At 38.6% G+C, this 18,872-nt stretch carries 7 protein-coding genes; 1 reads left to right on the top strand and 6 read right to left on the bottom strand.

Annotated elements, in window-relative coordinates:
* Nucleotides 1-25: 25 nt before the first annotated feature.
* Nucleotides 26-6,247 carry an MBG domain-containing protein gene (locus OLM58_RS10045; RefSeq protein WP_264532171.1) on the bottom strand — a complete coding sequence of 2,074 codons (6,222 nt, stop codon included), beginning with the start codon at nt 6,245-6,247 and terminating at the stop codon, nt 26-28.
* Nucleotides 6,248-6,802: 555 nt separating this feature from the next.
* Here OLM58_RS10045 and OLM58_RS10040 point away from each other — a divergent pair.
* Nucleotides 6,803-8,824, top strand: coding sequence for a DUF3857 domain-containing protein (locus OLM58_RS10040; RefSeq protein ID WP_264532170.1), 2,022 nt, complete (start codon nt 6,803-6,805; stop codon nt 8,822-8,824).
* Between the two features lie 1,007 nt (nt 8,825-9,831).
* On the opposite strand, the gene bglX is transcribed toward OLM58_RS10040, so the two are convergent.
* The 5 genes from bglX to OLM58_RS10015 all read right to left on the bottom strand — a co-directional run bounded on the left by bglX (nt 9,832) and on the right by OLM58_RS10015 (nt 18,790).
* Complete coding sequence (gene bglX / locus OLM58_RS10035) at nt 9,832-12,057, bottom strand: beta-glucosidase BglX (protein ID WP_264532169.1); 2,226 nt, start codon at nt 12,055-12,057, stop codon at nt 9,832-9,834.
* Between the two features lie 2 nt (nt 12,058-12,059).
* Nucleotides 12,060-12,899: an endonuclease/exonuclease/phosphatase family protein gene (locus OLM58_RS10030; protein ID WP_264532168.1), complete on the bottom strand. Its 840-nt coding sequence runs from the start codon at nt 12,897-12,899 to the stop codon at nt 12,060-12,062.
* Between the two features lie 308 nt (nt 12,900-13,207).
* Nucleotides 13,208-14,941 carry a cellulase family glycosylhydrolase gene (locus tag OLM58_RS10025; RefSeq protein ID WP_264532167.1) on the bottom strand — a complete coding sequence of 578 codons (1,734 nt, stop codon included), beginning with the start codon at nt 14,939-14,941 and terminating at the stop codon, nt 13,208-13,210.
* 82 nt (nt 14,942-15,023) lie between these two features.
* Nucleotides 15,024-17,288 carry a glycoside hydrolase family 3 N-terminal domain-containing protein gene (locus OLM58_RS10020; RefSeq protein WP_264532166.1) on the bottom strand — a complete coding sequence of 755 codons (2,265 nt, stop codon included), beginning with the start codon at nt 17,286-17,288 and terminating at the stop codon, nt 15,024-15,026.
* A 35-nt stretch (nt 17,289-17,323) separates the two neighbouring features.
* On the bottom strand, nt 17,324-18,790 hold the full coding sequence (locus OLM58_RS10015; protein ID WP_264532165.1) for a glycoside hydrolase family 30 protein: 1,467 nt from the start codon (nt 18,788-18,790) through the stop codon (nt 17,324-17,326).
* Between the last annotated feature and the right edge of the window lie 82 nt (nt 18,791-18,872).

Here is an 18,872-nt window from a genome sequence, read left to right as displayed (position 1 = left end):
GACTGAGCCTTTTTTTGTTTGATTATTATTTACTGATATACAGGTAGCTAGCTTTTTCATGAGTTTGAGACTTGTTATCACTGTATTTTAAGACATAATAATAGGTTCCTGTCAATTCACCATTTCCTCCTTTAAAGACACGATCTTCATTATTGTAGTGCTCACATTCAAATATCAACCTGCCCCAGCGATTGTAGATTTCTACCTTATTATCCGGATAACATTCCAGACCCTGGATATAGAAACGATCATTCTGGGAATCTCCATTTGGAGAAAAGGCATTGAATACCTTAATCACACAGTCTTTTGTCGGTTCTTCAACTTCTATTTTAACTGTACCTGTACTACAGTTTGTAGGGTTGGTCACTTCGCATACCTGATATTCTACCGTATAACTTCCTCCTGGTGTATTCGGAGGAACGGTAACCGTACCGTCCGGGTTTAGCGTAAATCCTGATGGGACTTTTGTACCTGTAAGGATTACTTCTCCCGGCTTTGTCCCAATCACTACTGGCTTACCGTTTATTTTAACATCTGATACTACTGAAGGCGTAGTACCTCCTGTAGCCCCAATACTAAAGAATGGCGTTTGAGTTGGACTTTCTATTTTCGAAGCTTCAACCTCTATTGTAACTGTAGATGTACTACAATTTGTAGGGTTGCTCACTTCACATATCTGATACTCTACCTTATAACTTCCTCCCGGTGTGTTTGGCGGAACTGTAACCGTTCCGTCAGGGTTTAGCGTAAACCCTGGTGGCACTTTTGTACCTGTAAGGGTTACTTCTCCCGGCTTTGTCCCGATCACTACCGGCTGACCGTTTATTTTAACATCTGATACTGCTGAAGGCGTAGTACCTCCTGTAGCCCCAATAGTAAAGGGTGGCGTTTGAGTTGGACTTTCTATTTTCGAAGCTTCAACCTCTATTGTAACTGTAGATGTACTACAATTTGTAGGGTTGCTCACTTCACATATCTGATACTCTACCTTATAACTTCCTCCCGGTGTGTTTGGCGGAACTGTAACCGTTCCGTCAGGGTTTAGCGTAAACCCTGGTGGCACTTTTGTACCTGTAAGGGTTACTTCTCCCGGCTTTGTCCCGATCACTACCGGCTGACCGTTTATTTTAACATCTGATACTACTGAAGGCGTAGTACCTCCTGTAGCCCCAATAGTAAAGGGTGGCGTTTGAGTTGAAGTTTCTATTTTCGAAGCTTCAACCTCTATTGTAACTGTAGATGTACTACAATTTGTAGGGTTGCTCACTTCACATATCTGATACTCTACCTTATAACTTCCTCCCGGTGTGTTTGGCGGAACTGTAACCGTTCCGTCAGGGTTTAGCGTAAACCCTGGTGGCACTTTTGTACCTGTAAGGGTTACTTCTCCCGGCTTTGTCCCGATCACTACCGGCTGACCGTTTATTTTAACATCTGATACTACTGAAGGCGTAGTACCTCCTGTAGCCACAATAGTAAAGGGTGGCGTTTGAGTTGAAGTTTCTATTTTCGAAGCTTCAACCTCTATTGTAACTGTAGATGTACTACAATTTAAAATGTTCAAAAGATCACAAATCGTATAATCAAATGTATAGGTTCCTGATGGCGTATGCGGATTTACACTTACTTTACCCGTAGCAGTGTCAAAATTTATTCCTGACGGTAATGTACTTGCCAAAGCAATTTTCACTTTACCTGCTGCTGCCGCTGCACAATTCAGCAAATCATTGTCTAAAACATTTACAACAATACCTCCTTCATAACCATTTACAGGAGCTCCTAAATCATCGGTAGATTTAATTGTCCCGATTATAGTAAGGGTTCCATCAGCATAACTAATGGTATAATTGGATGCAACTGCTCCACCGGCTGTTATAGTGTATGTTCCAACAGGACTTTCTGTTACGGCTGTGGTAGTAAGGTTCGGCGCAGTAGTTAAACTGCTTTGGTCTTCTCCGTTTACAAAACCGCTGTAAGCAGCCGTTAATACAGGATTCGCCGATCCGCAAGTTTTGCTTTTATCTACTGCCGTGATCGTTAAGACTGCTTTATTGACCGTCAGACTACCCTTAGTGTAACTGATTGAATAATTGGATGCAGCTGCTCCATCGGCTGTTATATCATAGCTTCCAACCGCACTTCCTGTCTGAGCTGTCGTGCTGATGTTTGGTGCAGTGGTTAAAATGCTTTCGCTGTCTCCGTTTACAAAACCACTATAACTAGCCGTTAATGTCGGATTTGCTGATCCGTAAGTTTTGCTTTTATCTACTGCCGTGATGGTTAAGGCTGCTTTATTGACCGTACTGGAAGCCGTAGCCACATTGACGTTTTCGGCAGTGTTACTGGTTAAAACAATATCTCCGGAATAATTTCCTATCGAAATCGTTCCTTTTAACCTTATATAAACCGATTTTGATGTGATAGTTCCGGCCGCACCAACTGTAATTGAATTCGTAAAGGTAGTACCATCACTGCTGACTTCAAATCCTGAGGGTGACGTAATTAAAATCCCTTCGAGCATATTGGTCCCGGAAACACTAAACGTTGTTGAGGCTGATGGGGTACCATAAGTCGTAGTCAACGCGGCTAATGTACCAGACGTTGAAATTGTCGATTGTGCCGTCCTGTCTATTGTGGTTGTATAAGTTTTCGTTGTAGTACCATCCTCAGCCGTTACCACTGTTGTAATATCATTCGAACCAACTTTCAAATCTATTGCCCCCGAAGCACTCCCGCTTGTTACCGTTACTCCATTTATTTTTACCGTGGCATTACTGTCCGTGACGGTAGGCGTTAAGGTTATACTTTTAGTTGCATAATCTACCTTGGCATTGTAACTTATAGTACCGCTTGCAAAATCCGGAGACAATGTACCCTTATTGATACTTAAATTGGTTAGCGTTGCTACATTATTTAGAGTGGTTACCCCGGCAGGATTACCTGTATCGGTCGTAGATAAATATAACTGGTTATCCGATGAACCGTTGTACTCAAGAACCATAACCTGATAAGTTGTCTTTGGATTTAATCCCGTTACATCTACTGTTGAACCCGTACCGTTATAAATACAATACCAACCACCGGTACCAATCTGGGTTCCTGTACCGAAAACAGTATTTGCCGTATAGGTTGTTCCGTTAACAGGAACCGGGCTTCCGCTTGATCCGGCAAACATAAATACAGCTCTTGAAGAACCGTTACCATTTGTCCATCCAACCGTAGTTGTTGTCGCTTTTGTATTCGTAAAAGTTACCTTTGTTGCCTGAACAGTAGGGGCTATCAAGGTTTGAAAAGTAAATACAGCACCCGTTGGTAAATCAACATTAGCAAAAGAAAGTATATTACCCGTGAGTGTTGGGGAATAGCTCACGATTCCTGTTCCGGTGAAACTGCCGGCACCTGTCGGGTCAACCAAAAGCACATAATCACTGCTGCTCTTTGCGGAATACGTTAAACCGGTTATATCATAACTTAAGGTTACGGTTCCGGGATTGCCTGTGCTTTGAACTTTCCAGGTTCTTTGTATTCTTCTTCTAGCACTACTGTTATTGGTGCCAAATGTCTCCGTTAGTTCTGTGAGTGCTCCGGTATCATGCCCGATTATTAAAAATCCGTTGTTGGCTAATGAAGAAGGATTACTAATTACAATATTCCCTTTTGCACTTTGCCCGGTACCATCACCGCTACCCGTATTCATACTATTGGATTTAGGCTGGTTTAATCCGGATAAATTGTCCATTCCGATTCCGAATACATCATTATGATAAGCTGCGTTAGTCGTGGCATTCCAGAGTATATTATTATTACTGTCAACATAATTACCGGCTTTATGAATACCATACTTTAAGGACAGATAAGATTCTATATTTATTCTTTGTGAGGCTGTTGTTTGATCATACAAAATAACTTCGGCTATTTCTCCCTTCAAATGATCCCAACCATTTAGGGGCGCATTACCATTCTTATTATTGGTAGTACCCACAGTAGGAGTAAAAGTATAACTTTGGAAGGTTGTTCCTACTGTTGTCACTGTTTGGCCAGTACCGTCAAATTTACCTGTAACAGTGCTCCCGCTAATATCCATATTGTACATATGATAATTGCTATCTGTTGCCATTAGAAAACCTGAATGAGTACTTCCAACCCCACGTGATACATATATGCGAGGGCTTTCTGCTCCGAAAAAAGCTCCTCCATAACTTGTCCCGGATAATGCACTGCCTATAATGGTACCAGTCCCCATTTTAAAAACCCCGTATCCGTCTCTGGCTGTAATAGCAGTATTACCAATCAAATTCTGTGTCGCAGGGTATACTCCCATGCCATCGTTGTTATTAAATCCAACAGTAGGATGAAAATTAATAGCATTATTGTTTACCGTTGGCTGTGTGGCGCTTACCGTAAAGGTGTTAACCCCTGCTCTGTCTGACCAGGCTGTTAAATTATTTCCCGATGCCGTAACCCCGTTGCTGGTATCCAGCCACAACTTAAGTCCGGTACCTACACCACCCGGTTTCTGTGCATAGGGAGTGGTTACCCCGGCGGGATTACCTGTAGCCGTGGTAGATAAATATAACTGGTTACCAGATGAACCGTTATCGTTGTACTCAAGAACCATAACCTGATAAGTGGCCTGCGGAGCTAACCCCGTTACATCTACTGTTGAACCCGTACCGTTATAAATACAATACCAACCACCGGTACCAATCTGGGTTCCTGTACCGAAAACAGTATTTGCCGTATAGGTTGTTCCGTTAACAGGAACCGGGCTTCCGCTTGATCCGGCAAACATAAATACAGCTCTTGAAGAACCGTTACCATTTGTCCATCCAACCGTAGTTGTTGTCGCTTTTGTATTCGTAAAAGTTACGTTTGTTGCCTGAACAGTAGGGGCTAGCAAGGTTTGAAAAGTAAATACAGCACCCGTTGGTAAATCAACATTAGCAAAAGAAAGTATATTACCCGTGAGTGTTGGGGAATAGCTCACGATTCCTGTTCCGGTGAAACTGCCGGCACCTGTCGGGTCAACCAAAAGCACATAATCACTGCTGCTCTTTGCGGAATACGTTAAACCGGTTATATCATAACTTAAGGTTACGGTTCCGGGATTGCCTGTGCTTTGAACTTTCCAGGTTCTTTGTATTCTTCTTCTAGCACTACTGTTATTGGTGCCAAATGTCTCCGTTAGTTCTGTGAGTGCTCCGGTATCATGCCCGATTATTAAAAATCCGTTGTTGGCTAATGAAGAAGGATTACTAATTACAATATTCCCTTTTGCACTTTGCCCGGTACCATCACCGCTACCCGTATTCATACTATTGGATTTAGGCTGGTTTAATCCGGATAAATTGTCCATTCCGATTCCGAATACATCATTATGATAAGCTGCGTTAGTCGTGGCATTCCAGAGTATATTATTATTACTGTCAACATAATTACCGGCTTTATGAATACCATACTTTAAGGACAGATAAGATTCTATATTTATTCTTCGTGAGGCTGTTGTTTGATCATACAAAATAACTTCGGCTATTTGTCCTCGCAGATGGTACCAACCATCACTATTATTTTTATTATTGGTAGTACCAACAGCAGGTATAAAGGAATAACCGGAAAAGGAGGTTCCTTTTATTGATACCGCTTGGTTGGCACCATCAAATGTACCTGTAACAGGACTTCCGCTCACATCCATATTATACAGATGATAATTGGCATAGTCTGACATTGGAAAAGAAGAATAACTAGCCCCATTTCCCACTTTCATATAAGAAAATTCCTGTCCAAAAAAGGCAGTTCCGTAATTAGCTCCGGGTAAAGTGCCGCCTATAACGGTACCTCCATTATTGGTATCTATTTTAAAAACCGCGTACCCATCTTTGGCTGTAATACTGGTATTACCGATCAAATTCTGTGTGGCAGGATATGATGTATTAGCTGTCGTGTTATTAAATGCAACAGTGGGATTAAAATTAATGGCATTATTGTTTACTGTTGGCCGTGTGGCGCTTACCGTAAAGGTATTAACCCCTGCTCTGTCTGACCAGGCTGTTAAATTATTTCCCGATGCCGTAACCCCGTTGCTGGTATCTAGCCACAACTTAAGTCCGGTACCTACACCACCCGGTTTCTGTGCTATTCCAGAGAAGGAACATCCAATTAAAATCCATATCCAGGCAAAAAAAATCCTGTTTTTTTCGAAAAACGAAAGTAGTCTTGTAAGAGACCGATTAAAACTAAAAATAATCATAGTCTGTTAATTTTTTTTTGAGTTATCTTATTAAATTTTATATGTCAAGGTTTATCAATTACTGCTTATAAGGAACTTCAGAAATCATTCTTCCTTTGTTATTTGACAGTATAGCACCTAAACTACTTGTAAGTGAATTTTCTTTCAAAAAAATAATGTTTTTTTGCAGTTTTTTTATTCTTACTTTTTTTTAAGCAAATATCTTACAAACAAAAACACTCTCAATATTAAAAGTAACATGTACATAAAAGAGGTAATAAGTGGACAAGTACAAGTAATTACCGGTATTTTTAAAAAGTACGGAAATCATCTTGCGGGTACTAAACAAGAAAACATCACTAAAAAAAAGTAGTGTTTCCTATAATTTCCTAAATTCTTTCAGACCTTTTTTAAATTATTTAAGGTGAAATTTCTTCAAAATCAAATAATAAATTTATTTATTGTAAGAAAACTGAACTTATCCTAATAATACATTCGGTCTTTTTAGATATAGACAAAAAGCTATATTTTTGTTATAAACCGAAGATTTTACCTACTTCAATTAAAAGCCTTATTATGGAACAAGATATACAGTTAGAAATTTACAAAATTCAAAAGCCTGAACCGTGGGCAAGTGACCTTAATGACAACCAGCTTATAGATTATATCAAAGAATCTGAATTCTCTCAAAAACAAGCAGACGAGGGACGTGACTATTGTTATTTTTTAGATAAGATTTATTATACCAATGATAACGAAAACAGCGAATATGCCTGTGTGGCCTATACCTTAAATGAGCCTGCCAATTTGGAGAAAGCTTCTGCTGTGGATGTTGTATTGGAAGAAAGTGAAACTTATGTGATACACCGAATCAGTGTTTTAAGAGATGGTGTTTTAGTAGACAAAATTCCCGATACTAAAGTTAAAATACTGGACAGCGAAAATCAAAGCGGTGGTGGTATTTTGAGCAGTAACAAAAAGATTAATATTACGATAAAGGATCTTCGTTTGTATGATATTTTGATTATGGAAGATTCCAGAATTAAAATTTTTACCGAGCGTGATTTTCTACGCAAAGAATTCGCCAGATATGTCTGGGTAGGTCCTGACAGTTACTGGGCATACGGAAAGTACAAATTCACTTTTATAAACGATCGCGAAAAGGCAGTTGCTTACAAAAAATCGTTCTTTAGAGATGAAGACGGAAATGTGCTGGAACCACAGACCGCTTATTTGCAAAAGGGGGAAAAATATGTACGAGAAGAAGAGAATTACATCAATTTTGTAGATTCAAACCGTGAGGTTTCTTCGTTTATAGATTTTGCCACGACCGCCGACTGGAAAGAATTGTCCAATTACATCTCTCCTATTTATGAGACTATTTTCGAAAAATCTTCTCTGGCAGAATTTGCTCCGGAACTGGTTGAAAAACTGGACAAAATAGGTTCTAAAGACGATCAGTTGCAATTTGCGATAGAATATGTTCAAAACCATATCAATTATATTTACAATGCCGATGAAATGAACGGCCACAAGCCGCAGGAGCCTGCTGTAACGTTTACTAACAAACAAGGCGACTGCAAGGCTAAATCGGTTTTACTAAAAGTTATTTTAGATTATATTGGTATTGACTCTTCGATTATTCTGGTCAATTTCGGTACTGATTTTTATATCAAGCATTACTTACCGTCGTTACTGACTTTTAATCACGTAATTGTAAAGATCAATTACAAGGGTGAAAGCTACTTCGTTGATGCCACATTGCGTGATGAATTTGGACTGATTGAAAATCGTGGTTTTATTTTCTTCCTGCACTATCTGGAAGTGAAGCCTAATTTGGAATTACAACATAAACCTCCTTATCGTTTCCCTTATTATGCGCTTGATGAAAAATCAGAGCTTGTTGCGGAGAACAATGTTGGTAAACTGAAACTAACGACAGTATACAAAGGAAATCGCGCCAACAGCATGCGCAGGTATTTCAAAAACACCAACAAAAGAGAGATCATTGACAGCTGGAACAATTTCTTTTTTTATACCTTAAATTATACGAATGACAGAAACGGAACTGATCTTCGAAAGATTTTTAAAGATGCCGCAATCGAAATTGTCAGTGATGATAAAAAGCTGAATGAATTTAAAATTGAATATCAGACTACTATTGAAAACCCGTATTTTTCAGACGGGAAAAACAATCGTTTCCTGATGTATTTTGACTCCAATATTGTGAAAAACAGAGCAAGGGATTTTATGCATAAAGACATCTCTTTCTGGCACAATTTTGACAATGAGCGATATGAAATCACTCTTGTAACGGATCAAAAAATTGACGTTAGCGAAAAGTTTACGATACAGGAAAGTACGATCAACAATGCCTACTTTGATTATGTGAGCCGTAAAAAGATCAACAAAAACGGAGGAACTATTTACATCGACTATAAACCGCTGATTAACTTAGAAATTCCTGAAGAGGATTTTGAAGATTTCAGAGAAGCCCATAACGAGGTCGCCGACAGTAATTTTGGAATTGGAGTCGACATTATAGAAGATGGTTTATTGAACAAGCTGAAATTCAATTTCAAAAAATTAGTAAAATAATCATCCTAAAAGGAGGTTAATTGTAGCCTACTGTCTCAACACAAATTACACGAATTTGCACAAATTTTAATCCCTTAACTTTGTTTGTGAAATTAATTACACCAACAAATTAGTGACAATTTGTGCAATTCGTGTTACTTTTTATACTTGTGTCGACACGGTACGCTGTAATCTATGTTTTGATGATTGGAACGCTCAAAATTTTAAACATATAGAAACATAGATTTCTATTGCCAAAAGAGGATGCAGCACCTATGTATCTATGTGGTAAAATAAATGACAAAAAAAAAGAAGGAATTATAGCCTTTATCTAAACACAAATTACACGAATTTGCACAAATTTTAATCCCTTAACTTTGTTTGTGAAATTAATTACACCAACAAATTAGTGACAATTCGTGCAATTCGTGTTACTTTTTATACTTATGTCGACACGGTACGCTGTAATCTATGTTTTGATGATTGGAACGCTCAAAATTTTAAACATATAGAAACATAGATTTCTATTGCCAAAAGAGGATGCAGCACCTATGTATCTATGTGGTAAAATAAATGACACAAAAAAAGAAGGAATTATAGCCTTTATCTAAACACAAATTACACGAATTTGCACAAATTTTAATCCCTTAACTTTGTTTGTGAAATTAATTACACCAACAAATTAGTGACAATTCGTGCAATTCGTGTTATTTTTTATACTTATGTCGACACGGTAAGCTGTAATCTATGTTTTGATAATTGGAACGCTCAAAATTTTAAACATATAGAAACATAGATTTCTATTGCCAAAAGAGGATGCAGCACCTATGTATCTATGTGGTAAAATAAATAACACAAAAAAAGAAGGAATTATAGCCTTTATCTAAACACAAATTACACGAATTTGCACAAATTTTAATCGTTTAACTTTGTTTGTGAAATTAATTCCACAAACAAATTAGTGACAATTCGTGCAATTCGTGTTATTTTTTATAACAGTAATCTATATTTCTGTTTGGTTAAAAAAGTTAAAGCAATTCAAAATTCGCTTTTAATTTGAGGTCAGCTGATGAAGCTCCGATCATGACTTCGAAGTCTCCCGGTTCTGCTGTCCATTCTAATTTATTATTGTAGAAAGAAAGTTTCTCTTTGTCAATAGTAAACTCAATTGTTTTAGATTCTCCTGCATTTAGTTTTACTTTTTGAAAATCTCTCAATTCTAAAACGGGTCTTACCACCGATCCGAATTTGTCTTTTAAATACAATTGAACCACTTCTTCTCCTGCTACTTTTCCAACATTTGATAATTGAAAAGAAACTTTAATAGTTTCGTTGCTTTTCATTTTTACTGCTGACAATTTCAAATCGGAATAATTGAATTTTGTATAACTCAATCCATATCCAAAAGGAAATTTAGGGGAGTTTTTCAGATCAATGTAGGCCGAAACATAGTTTTTGGCATCTTCATCTTTAGCAGGTCTTCCTGTACTGAAATGATTGTAATAAATTGGGATCTGCCCCACTTCTCTTGGGAAAGTCATGGGCAATTTCCCCGATGGATTGTAATCTCCAAATAAAACATCGGCGATAGCATTACCTGCTTCAGTTCCCAACCACCAGGTGTAAACAATTGCCGGAACATGATCTGCCGTCCAGTTAAATATAAGAGGCCTTCCTGCATTTACCAGAACTATTACCGGTTTTCCTGTTGCCTGAATCGCTTTTACCAAATCTTCCTGAACACCAGGCAAATGAAGATCGCTTCGGCTTTTTGCTTCACCGCTCATGTCACGTCTTTCACCAATACTCAAAATCACCACATCTGCCTGTTGGGCCGTTGCCACTGCTTCTGCAAAACCGTCTTTGTGATCTCCGTCTACTTCACAGCCTTTGGCATAAAGCAGTTTTGTGTTTTTACCCACTTTGTTCTGCAAACCATCCCATTGTGAGACGATCCATTTATTGTAATCAACCTCGGGTAATTCTACAGACCAAAACCCCATATTTTCTTTGTACTCTTTCACCATTGGGCCAATGAATGCAATTGTTTTCAGGTTTTTAGACAGTGGTAATGTTTCGTTGTCGTTCTTTAATAAAACGATACTTTTCTTAGCTACTTCAAGAGCTGCCATTCTGTTTTCCGGATTGTTTAAAGCTTTATCAGCTCTTTTTTGATCTGAATATCGGTAAGGATCATCAAATAAACCCAATTCATATTTCTTGCGTAAAATACGTTTCACGGCATCATCAATCAAATCAACCGGTACTTTGCCTTCTTTCACTAATTCTGCCAAATGATATCGGTAGGCATTACTTTCCATATCCATATCACTTCCCGCTGTAATCGCGGCAAGTGCTGCAGCTTTTAAATCTTTAGAATATCCGTGTGCTACCATTTCCCCAATCGATCCCCAGTCTGAAACTACGAATCCCTGAAAGTTCCATTTTCCTTTTAAGATATCACGCTGCAAATGCACATTTGCGGTAGCCGGAATTCCGTTTAAGTCATTAAAGGAATTCATAAAAGTGGCTGCACCGGCATCAAGAGCTGCTTTAAAAGGAGGCAGATAGGTTTCTAAAAGCATGCGTTCACTCATGTCTACGGAGTTGTAATCTCTCCCGCCCACAGCTGCACCATAAGCGGCAAAATGTTTTACACAGGCCATAACCGAGTTCAGATCTCCGAGTTTATTTCCCTGAAAACCTTTAACTCTGGCATAGGCAATTTTAGAACCCAGCCAGGTATCTTCTCCTGCTCCTTCCATCACTCTCCCCCAACGCGGATCACGGCCTATGTCGACCATTGGAGCAAATGTCCAGTGAATCCCACTTGCTGAAGCCTCTGTAGCTGCAACTCTTGCTGCCAATTCAATAGCTGCTAAGTCCCAGCTCGCTGCTTCGGCTAACGGAATTGGAAAAGTCGTTTTGTAGCCATGGATGACATCCTGACCAAATAACAGGGGGATTTTCAAACGGGACTGCATGGCCAGTTCCTGATATTGTCGGGTGTATTTTGTTCCGGTTACGTTTAACATCGAACCTATTAATCCTGCCTTTATTTCGGCTTGTTTGTTGGCATTTATGGTAATAGGTCCCGTTGCTGCATTGTCGCCCGTATACTGATTTAGCTGACCGATTTTTTCCTCAAGAGTCATTTTTTTCAACAGAGCATTTACTTTTTGATCTATTGTTTCTTGCTGAGCGGTCGCAAAAAGCGATACCATCAACAGGGTAAATGTGGTTATTTTTTTCATAATTAATTTATTTGGATCAAAACAGGCAAATGATCGGATGGATATTTTAAATCTTTTGAATCACTTAAGACTGCATGTTTTTGAATTTTTAATCCGCTATTTTTTGATACAAAAATATAATCCAGTAACAAATTCACAGGTTCATTGTGTTTGAATTCATTAAAGGTTCCTGAAGGACCAAAAGGTTTTTCTATCGAAACATCCCTGGTATCGTCCATCACCTTTTTGATCTCGACAATTTGTTTCGTGTCCGGTACTGAATTAAAGTCTCCCATTAAAAACACGGGATAATTTTTAGTGTTTATTTCCTTTATTTTTGAGAGAACTAACTCGACTCCTTTTACGCGGGCTACCTCTCCAACATGATCCAGGTGAAGGTTAAAAACCCAAATCCTTTTTTTTGTTTTTAAATCTTTAAACAATCCGTAAGTACAAACTCTGTTACAGGCAGCATCCCAGCCCCTTGATACTTTTTCCGGTGTTTCAGACAGCCAAAATGTGTTTGTATGTTCTACCTGAAAACGGTCTTTTTTATAGTAAATCGTACAGGCTTCTCCGGTTCCTTTTTCTTCTCTGCCTATTCCAAATTTATGGTACTCCGGTAAGGCCGAAGCAATCTCAGCCACCTGATTAGGCAATGCCTCCTGAATTCCAAGAATATCCGGACTGTAAAATCTGATTTGAGAATTAAAAAAGTCTTTCCGGTTTGGCCAGGCATTTTCTCCGTCAGAAGCAACATCTAAACGAATATTATACGTCATCATTTTTACACTCTGAGCATAAAATGGAGTACTGACAAAAATCAGAAACATTACGAGAACAATTGTATTTGTCTTTTTCATAGTAAAAAAATTGAATTCGTAAAGCTACCATTTCATTAGCCCTAAAGAAAAATATAAGCTTCAAAATAATGTTAATTTAACCCGTTGGATTTATTTAAACACATAGAAAGTTTTCAGGCACATTTCACATTTCACATTTCACACATCTATTTTTTCTCGCAGATCTCGCAGATTATGCAGATTTTTTTTAAATCCTTTTAATCTGTGGCGGTTATCTAAACACATAGGTGCTGCACGCATAAAAAAGACGTTTCACTTCATTTAAATACCTATTCTCTTATAAATACCTCGTTCTGCCTTTATTTTTTCTATTCTGAAAAATCTAAGTAATTCAGGTTGAAACCTCCTTTTTCGAAAACAACTTTAATTTTTTGCGTTCCGGCATTTAACACCACTCCGGACAACACAACCGTTTTCCACTTATCATTTCCTCCTGTTGCAGGTAATGTAACGATTTGGGATCTTTTTCCATTTTCTGCTTCGAGGTGTATTTTCCCTTCTGAATTTTCAGCCGAATATCGAATCGCTACTTTATATGTATTTTGCTTTTTTACTTCAGCTGTAAACTGCAACCATTCTCCATCCTCAATAAATGAAACCTGAAATCCGTTTGATCCGGCATCTTTACACGGTAAAATATCAACGCCATCATTTCGCATCGTATTTCCTTTGTTCCATTCGTCAAATTTTCCGGTTTCGACTCTGTAGTTTATAAAATCTTTGTCTGAATAAGCCTTTTCATTTGTTCCTAAATCATACTGTGCTGCTGCAATTTTTCCGGGAATCAAATGTCGTTTATAAGGTTTGGTATCGTTGGTCTGCACTTGTCTGAACATGGCATCGATCACGTCCGGTTTTACGGTTACATTTTCCATTTTGTAATTGTCGGCGATTTTCATTAAAGTTTTTTTGGCAAAATCAGGCTTTGGTTTCTCGCCGCCGTCTTTCCAGTACTTTAATAAAACATCATATTCGGGAATCTTTGTAACGGAGGTCACTCCCGCAATATTCTCGATTTTTTTCATGGGCCAGAATGCCCAGCCTATATTGTTGTTTTCGACCAATGTCAATGTCTCTTTGAACCATACGTTCGAATTTTCCCCGCTTTCACCCAACCAGATCGGCACATTGTATTGTGTTCTGTAGTCCAGCATTTTCTGAATGGAGGCTGTGGTATTGTAGTTCCAGTATTTGTGAAAACTCAATGCCATATTTTCATCCCATAAAGGAAAAATTCCGTTGTAATTGTTTCCCCAGCAGTTTCCTTCAATAAAAATTAAATGATTGGTATCGACTTCCCGAATGGCTTTTGTAACCCGAACCATCAGATCTCTTAAAGGACCGTTTGAGTTTTCATCACAGCCATTTTTATTGGTTCCGGTAAAATTCCAATTGGGTTCGTTGATAATGTCATAGGCCCCTATCCACGGACTATCTCTGTAACGTGAAGCCAGTTTTTTCCATAAGGCAATCATTTTTTTCTGATTGGCTTCGCTCTCCCACAAGGAGGGTTTTGTGGTATCATAATCTGAAATTGCAGCATCGTTTCCCTGGCCTCCGGGAGCGGCATGTAAGTCTAAAATAAGATACATTTTATTTTCGGCGCACCATTTCAGCAAATTATCGGTCATGGTAAAGCCTTCTTCAATCCAGGAGATTTCATCCTTTTTTTCGGCTTCGATTGGTGGTGTGTATAAATTGTAATGCATTGGCAGGCGGATCGAATTGAATCCCCAGGCGGCTAATGAATCTACATCTCTTTTGGTGATTCCGTTTGCTTTGTAGGCAGCGTAAAATTCTTTGGTTGCTTCTTCTCCAATAACATCCTGAATCTTCTGCCTGATAACATACTGTGGACTTGCAAAAGGTTGTGTCTGTAACATATAGCCTTCCTGAACCATCCAGCCTCCTGTTCCGAGACCTCTTAAAATGATATTCTTTCCGGTTCCGTCTACAATTTTTTGTCCGTCTCTATGTAAAAAATCCTGAGCGAAAGCGGCAAAGGAAAGTAGTAACGGTAGGGTAATAATTATTTTTTTCATGTCTTTATAATATGAAATAGCTAATTTTCTTTTGACATTCAAACACCAAATATCTTTTCGGAAATAACGATGTTTGGTTTATTTACTGTAATAAAAAGTCCTTTTTAAGATTTGCGATCTGAATCGTAAAAGTTCCTTTTTCGGAAATCCATTTCAGATCTTCGTTTACGAATTGCAAATCTTTTTGGTTTAAAGTAAATTTCACCGTTTTGGTTTCGTTAGGCTCTAAACTAATCTTTTCGAATCTTTTTAGCGCTTTTACTTCAGGAGTTATAGAAGCATAATTATCTGACAGGTACAATAAAACCGATTCTTTTCCGGCTCTTTTCCCGGAATTGGTAACCTCAACGGTCACCTTTATTTCATCGGTATTCGTAATTTCTGCTTTGTCGATTTTTAAATTCGAATAAGTAAAGGTGGTATAGGATAATCCTGTTCCAAATTCAAACTGAGGGGAATAGCTTTTCTCGTATTTAGCATCATTATTTTGTTCTTCGTCTGCTAAACTCTCTGTATGTTTTCTGTTGTATTTTTCTAATGAATTAGGGTATCTCGGATAGTTGTAAGGCAATCTCCCACTTGGATTTACCTCTCCGTACAGTATATCAACCAATGCTCTTCCTCCTTCATTTCCTGGTAAATAACATTGTACAACGGCACTCATTTTATCTTCAAAATCACTAATCAGTCTTGGTCTTCCTTCGTTTAAAATCAGAATAATTGGTTTGTTTACTTTGGCTAAGGCGAGGGCTAATTTTACCTGAGATTTACTCATATAAAGATTACTGATATCTCCCGGAGTTTCGGTGTAGTTTTTCTCTCCAAGACACAATACAATTTTCGATGCCTTTTGAGCCAGTTCAACCGCTTTTTGAATTTCGGCATCATCTTCTTTTTCAATATCTGCGCCGGCGGTATAGAGCACATTCTCTTTTCCTAATTTAGCCTGAAAAGCTTCCAGAATGGTTAATTTGTCAGCAGCGTAAGTATCTGCATTTTCACCCTGCCAGGTGTACGACCAGCCTCCGTTCAGGTTTTTCATGCTGTTTGCCGTTGCTCCGGTTACCAGGATTTTTTCCTCTTTGTTTAAAGGTAAAACTGCATCGTTATTTTTTAACAATGTAATGGATTCCGCAGCCGTTTTATAAGCTTCCTGAATGTGTTCGGCTGAACCAAATTTTGGATAATCCTTTAGATTTGCAACCGTATTCTGGAACAGGTTTAACTCGAATTTCATTCTTAGAATTCTGGTTACTGCATCATCAATACGGGACATTGGCACTTCTCCTTTTTGAACTAAGTCTACAAGGTCTGTGTAAAAAGTAAATTCTTCGGGTACCATGCTCATGTCTATTCCGGCCATAACTGCGATACGAACCGCATCTCTTTTGGTTGCTGCAATTTTATGTCTGGTGTTCAGGTAAATGATATCTTTCCAATCGGTTACTACCACTCCTTCAAAACCTAATTCTTTTTTAAGAATGTCCGTAATCAGATGTTTGCTCGAATGCACCGGAGTTCCGTTGATTTCTCCGGAACTTACCATTACGCTTTTTGCTCCGGCTTTTATGGCAGCCTGATATATGGTTAAATCATATTGTCTTAGAATGCGCTCGGGAATAATACTTGGTGTTCTGTCTTTTCCGGTTGTGGTGCTGCCATAACCAATATAATGTTTCATACAGGAGGCTACGCTATATTTTGATCCTACATTGTTTCCTTCAAAACCATCTACCAAAGCGACCGCCATTTTGGAAGACAGATAGGCATCTTCTCCAAAAGATTCCCACATTCTGGACCAGGCCGGGTTTCTCGGAAAATCCAAATCTGGAGAGAATACCCATGGAATGGAGGAGGCTCTGGTTTCGTAAGCCGAAATTTCAGCCCCGCGTTTTACCAGCTCTGTATTAAACGTTGCTGCCAGACCAATTTGTTGTGGAAATAAGGTGGCTCCGGCGGTATAACTCGCTCCGTGTATGGCATCTATACCATACAATACCGGAATTTTAAGTCTCGATTTGTTGGCTTCATTAGTAATGGCAGCCATGGTCTCCTGCCATCTCTGAAGCGTTGGTGCTCCCGGATTAGGCACATTCAGAATAGAACCGATATGGTACTCCTGAATGCCTTTTTTTAGTTTGGCGGCATCAAAATAACCCGGTTTTTGAGCATCTTCAAAAACAGTAACTGTTATCTGCGTCATTTGCCCTACTTTTTCTTCCAATGTCATCTTTGATAACAACTCTGAAACCTTGGCATCTATATCTGCTCTCGTTTTCCTGGCTTCCTGACTCCATACTGCTCCACAAAAAAATAGAGCAACTACTATAAACTTCGTGTTTTTCATTGTATTTCTTTAAATTAATATGCTGCTAAAAGAGGCTAGTACACTAACGTTTGTATGGCATGAGCCGGTATAGTAAGCGTTTTTTTCACCGAATTGATTGCTATTTCGTACACCACTTCTTTGTCTGACTGATTCATTACAACGGTGGCAATTTTTCCGTTTGTATTTAGAAAAGAAGTGCTTAATACACTTTTGTCGCTTATTACATTTCTAATTCTTTTCGCTCCCGGTTGGATGAATTTTGAAAAATGTCCAATATAATAGTACATCGGTGTGTAGATCAATTCATCTTTTGTGGTATCGGCATGAATTGGGGCAAAACAAAAATTACCAACATAATTGGGGCCTCCGTTTTGATCCAGCAAAATGTTCCAGTCTGTCCAACCTACCGTTCCGTTGTTAAAATCATGGATCATATTGATTCCGTATCGTTCGGCATTACCCCAAAACTGGAATTTCGAAGCGTCAAATTTTTCAATACAGCCTTCGGTAAAAAGCAGATTTTTGTTCGGAAAAGCTTCATGTACTTTCCCCACGGATTCAAATTTCGGACTGCCTCCGTTCCAGGTTTCGTACCAGTGGAATCCAATTCCCCAGGCGTATTTGGAAACTTCAGGATCAGAAAAAACTAAATTAGCTCTTTTCTCTAGCATCTCTCCGCGGTTGTGGTCCCAAATAATGATCTTTTTAGATCCCAATCCTTCTTTTTCTAAAGTAGGCCCCAGAAAGTTTTTCAAAAAATCTCTTTCGGCTTCCGGGGTGTAAATGCAAGACTCCCATCTCTGACTTGCCATTGGTTCATTTTGAATCGTCAGTCCCCAGACCGGAATTCCTTCTTTTTCGTATGCTTTTATAAATTTAGCATAATAATTGGCCCATGATTGTGCAAACTCCGGCAATAAAACTCCGCCGTGCAAAATATCCTTATTGTCTTTCATAAAAGCCGGAGGACTCCAGGGACTAACAAATAACGTTAATTTCCCGCCGGCTGTTTCAATTGCTTTTTTGAGTAATGGGATTCGGTATTTTTTATCGTGATCAATAGTAAAGGTTTTTAGCTCTTTGTCACCTTCCTGAATATAGGTATAACTTTCGCTGCTAAAATCACAGCTATGCATATTGGTTCTGGCCAAAGAAAACCCTATTCCTTTATTTTTATCATAGTAAGCGGTTAGAAATTCCTGTTGTTTTTTGGATGACAGTTTAGCAAAAACTTCTGCACTGGCATCGGTAATGGCTCCGCCAATTCCTAAAAAAGTCTGGTCTGTTTTTGAAGGATCGATCGTAATTGAAACGGCTGTTTTTGTTTGCTGTGAAGCTGGATTTAAAATGAAATCATTGGATAATGACAATCTTAATTTGGTGTTTTCGGCAGTAGTATATACTTGTATTTTTGGGTTTGATTTAAATGAGGGTGCTGCAGACTGCGCTCCAACTTTTGAAGAAGCAACGAATTGCAGCACTAGTAATGGGGCGATTAAAACGCTATTTATGGCTTTCATGGTACACTCAAAACGATTTCATTATTATTAAAAAGCAAGGGGCGAAACGGACGAATCAGATTGCCCCTCTAACTAACTCACA

The organism is Flavobacterium sp. N502540, from assembly GCF_025947365.1.
In the GTDB taxonomy this organism is placed as follows: domain Bacteria; phylum Bacteroidota; class Bacteroidia; order Flavobacteriales; family Flavobacteriaceae; genus Flavobacterium.
This window is presented reverse-complemented; position numbering and strand designations above follow the sequence as displayed.

Bases quoted from the DNA above. Each gene is read 5' to 3' on its own strand.
- OLM58_RS10040 (WP_264532170.1), top strand. From the start codon at position 6,803: ATGGAACAAGATATACAGTTAGAAATTTACAAAATTCAAAAGCCTGAA.
- OLM58_RS10045 (WP_264532171.1), bottom strand. From the start codon at position 6,247: ATGATTATTTTTAGTTTTAATCGGTCTCTTACAAGACTACTTTCGTTT.
- OLM58_RS10025 (WP_264532167.1), bottom strand. From the start codon at position 14,941: ATGAAAAAAATAATTATTACCCTACCGTTACTACTTTCCTTTGCCGCT.
- OLM58_RS10020 (WP_264532166.1), bottom strand. From the start codon at position 17,288: ATGAAAAACACGAAGTTTATAGTAGTTGCTCTATTTTTTTGTGGAGCA.
- OLM58_RS10030 (WP_264532168.1), bottom strand. From the start codon at position 12,899: ATGAAAAAGACAAATACAATTGTTCTCGTAATGTTTCTGATTTTTGTC.
- OLM58_RS10015 (WP_264532165.1), bottom strand. From the start codon at position 18,790: ATGAAAGCCATAAATAGCGTTTTAATCGCCCCATTACTAGTGCTGCAA.
- bglX (WP_264532169.1), bottom strand. From the start codon at position 12,057: ATGAAAAAAATAACCACATTTACCCTGTTGATGGTATCGCTTTTTGCG.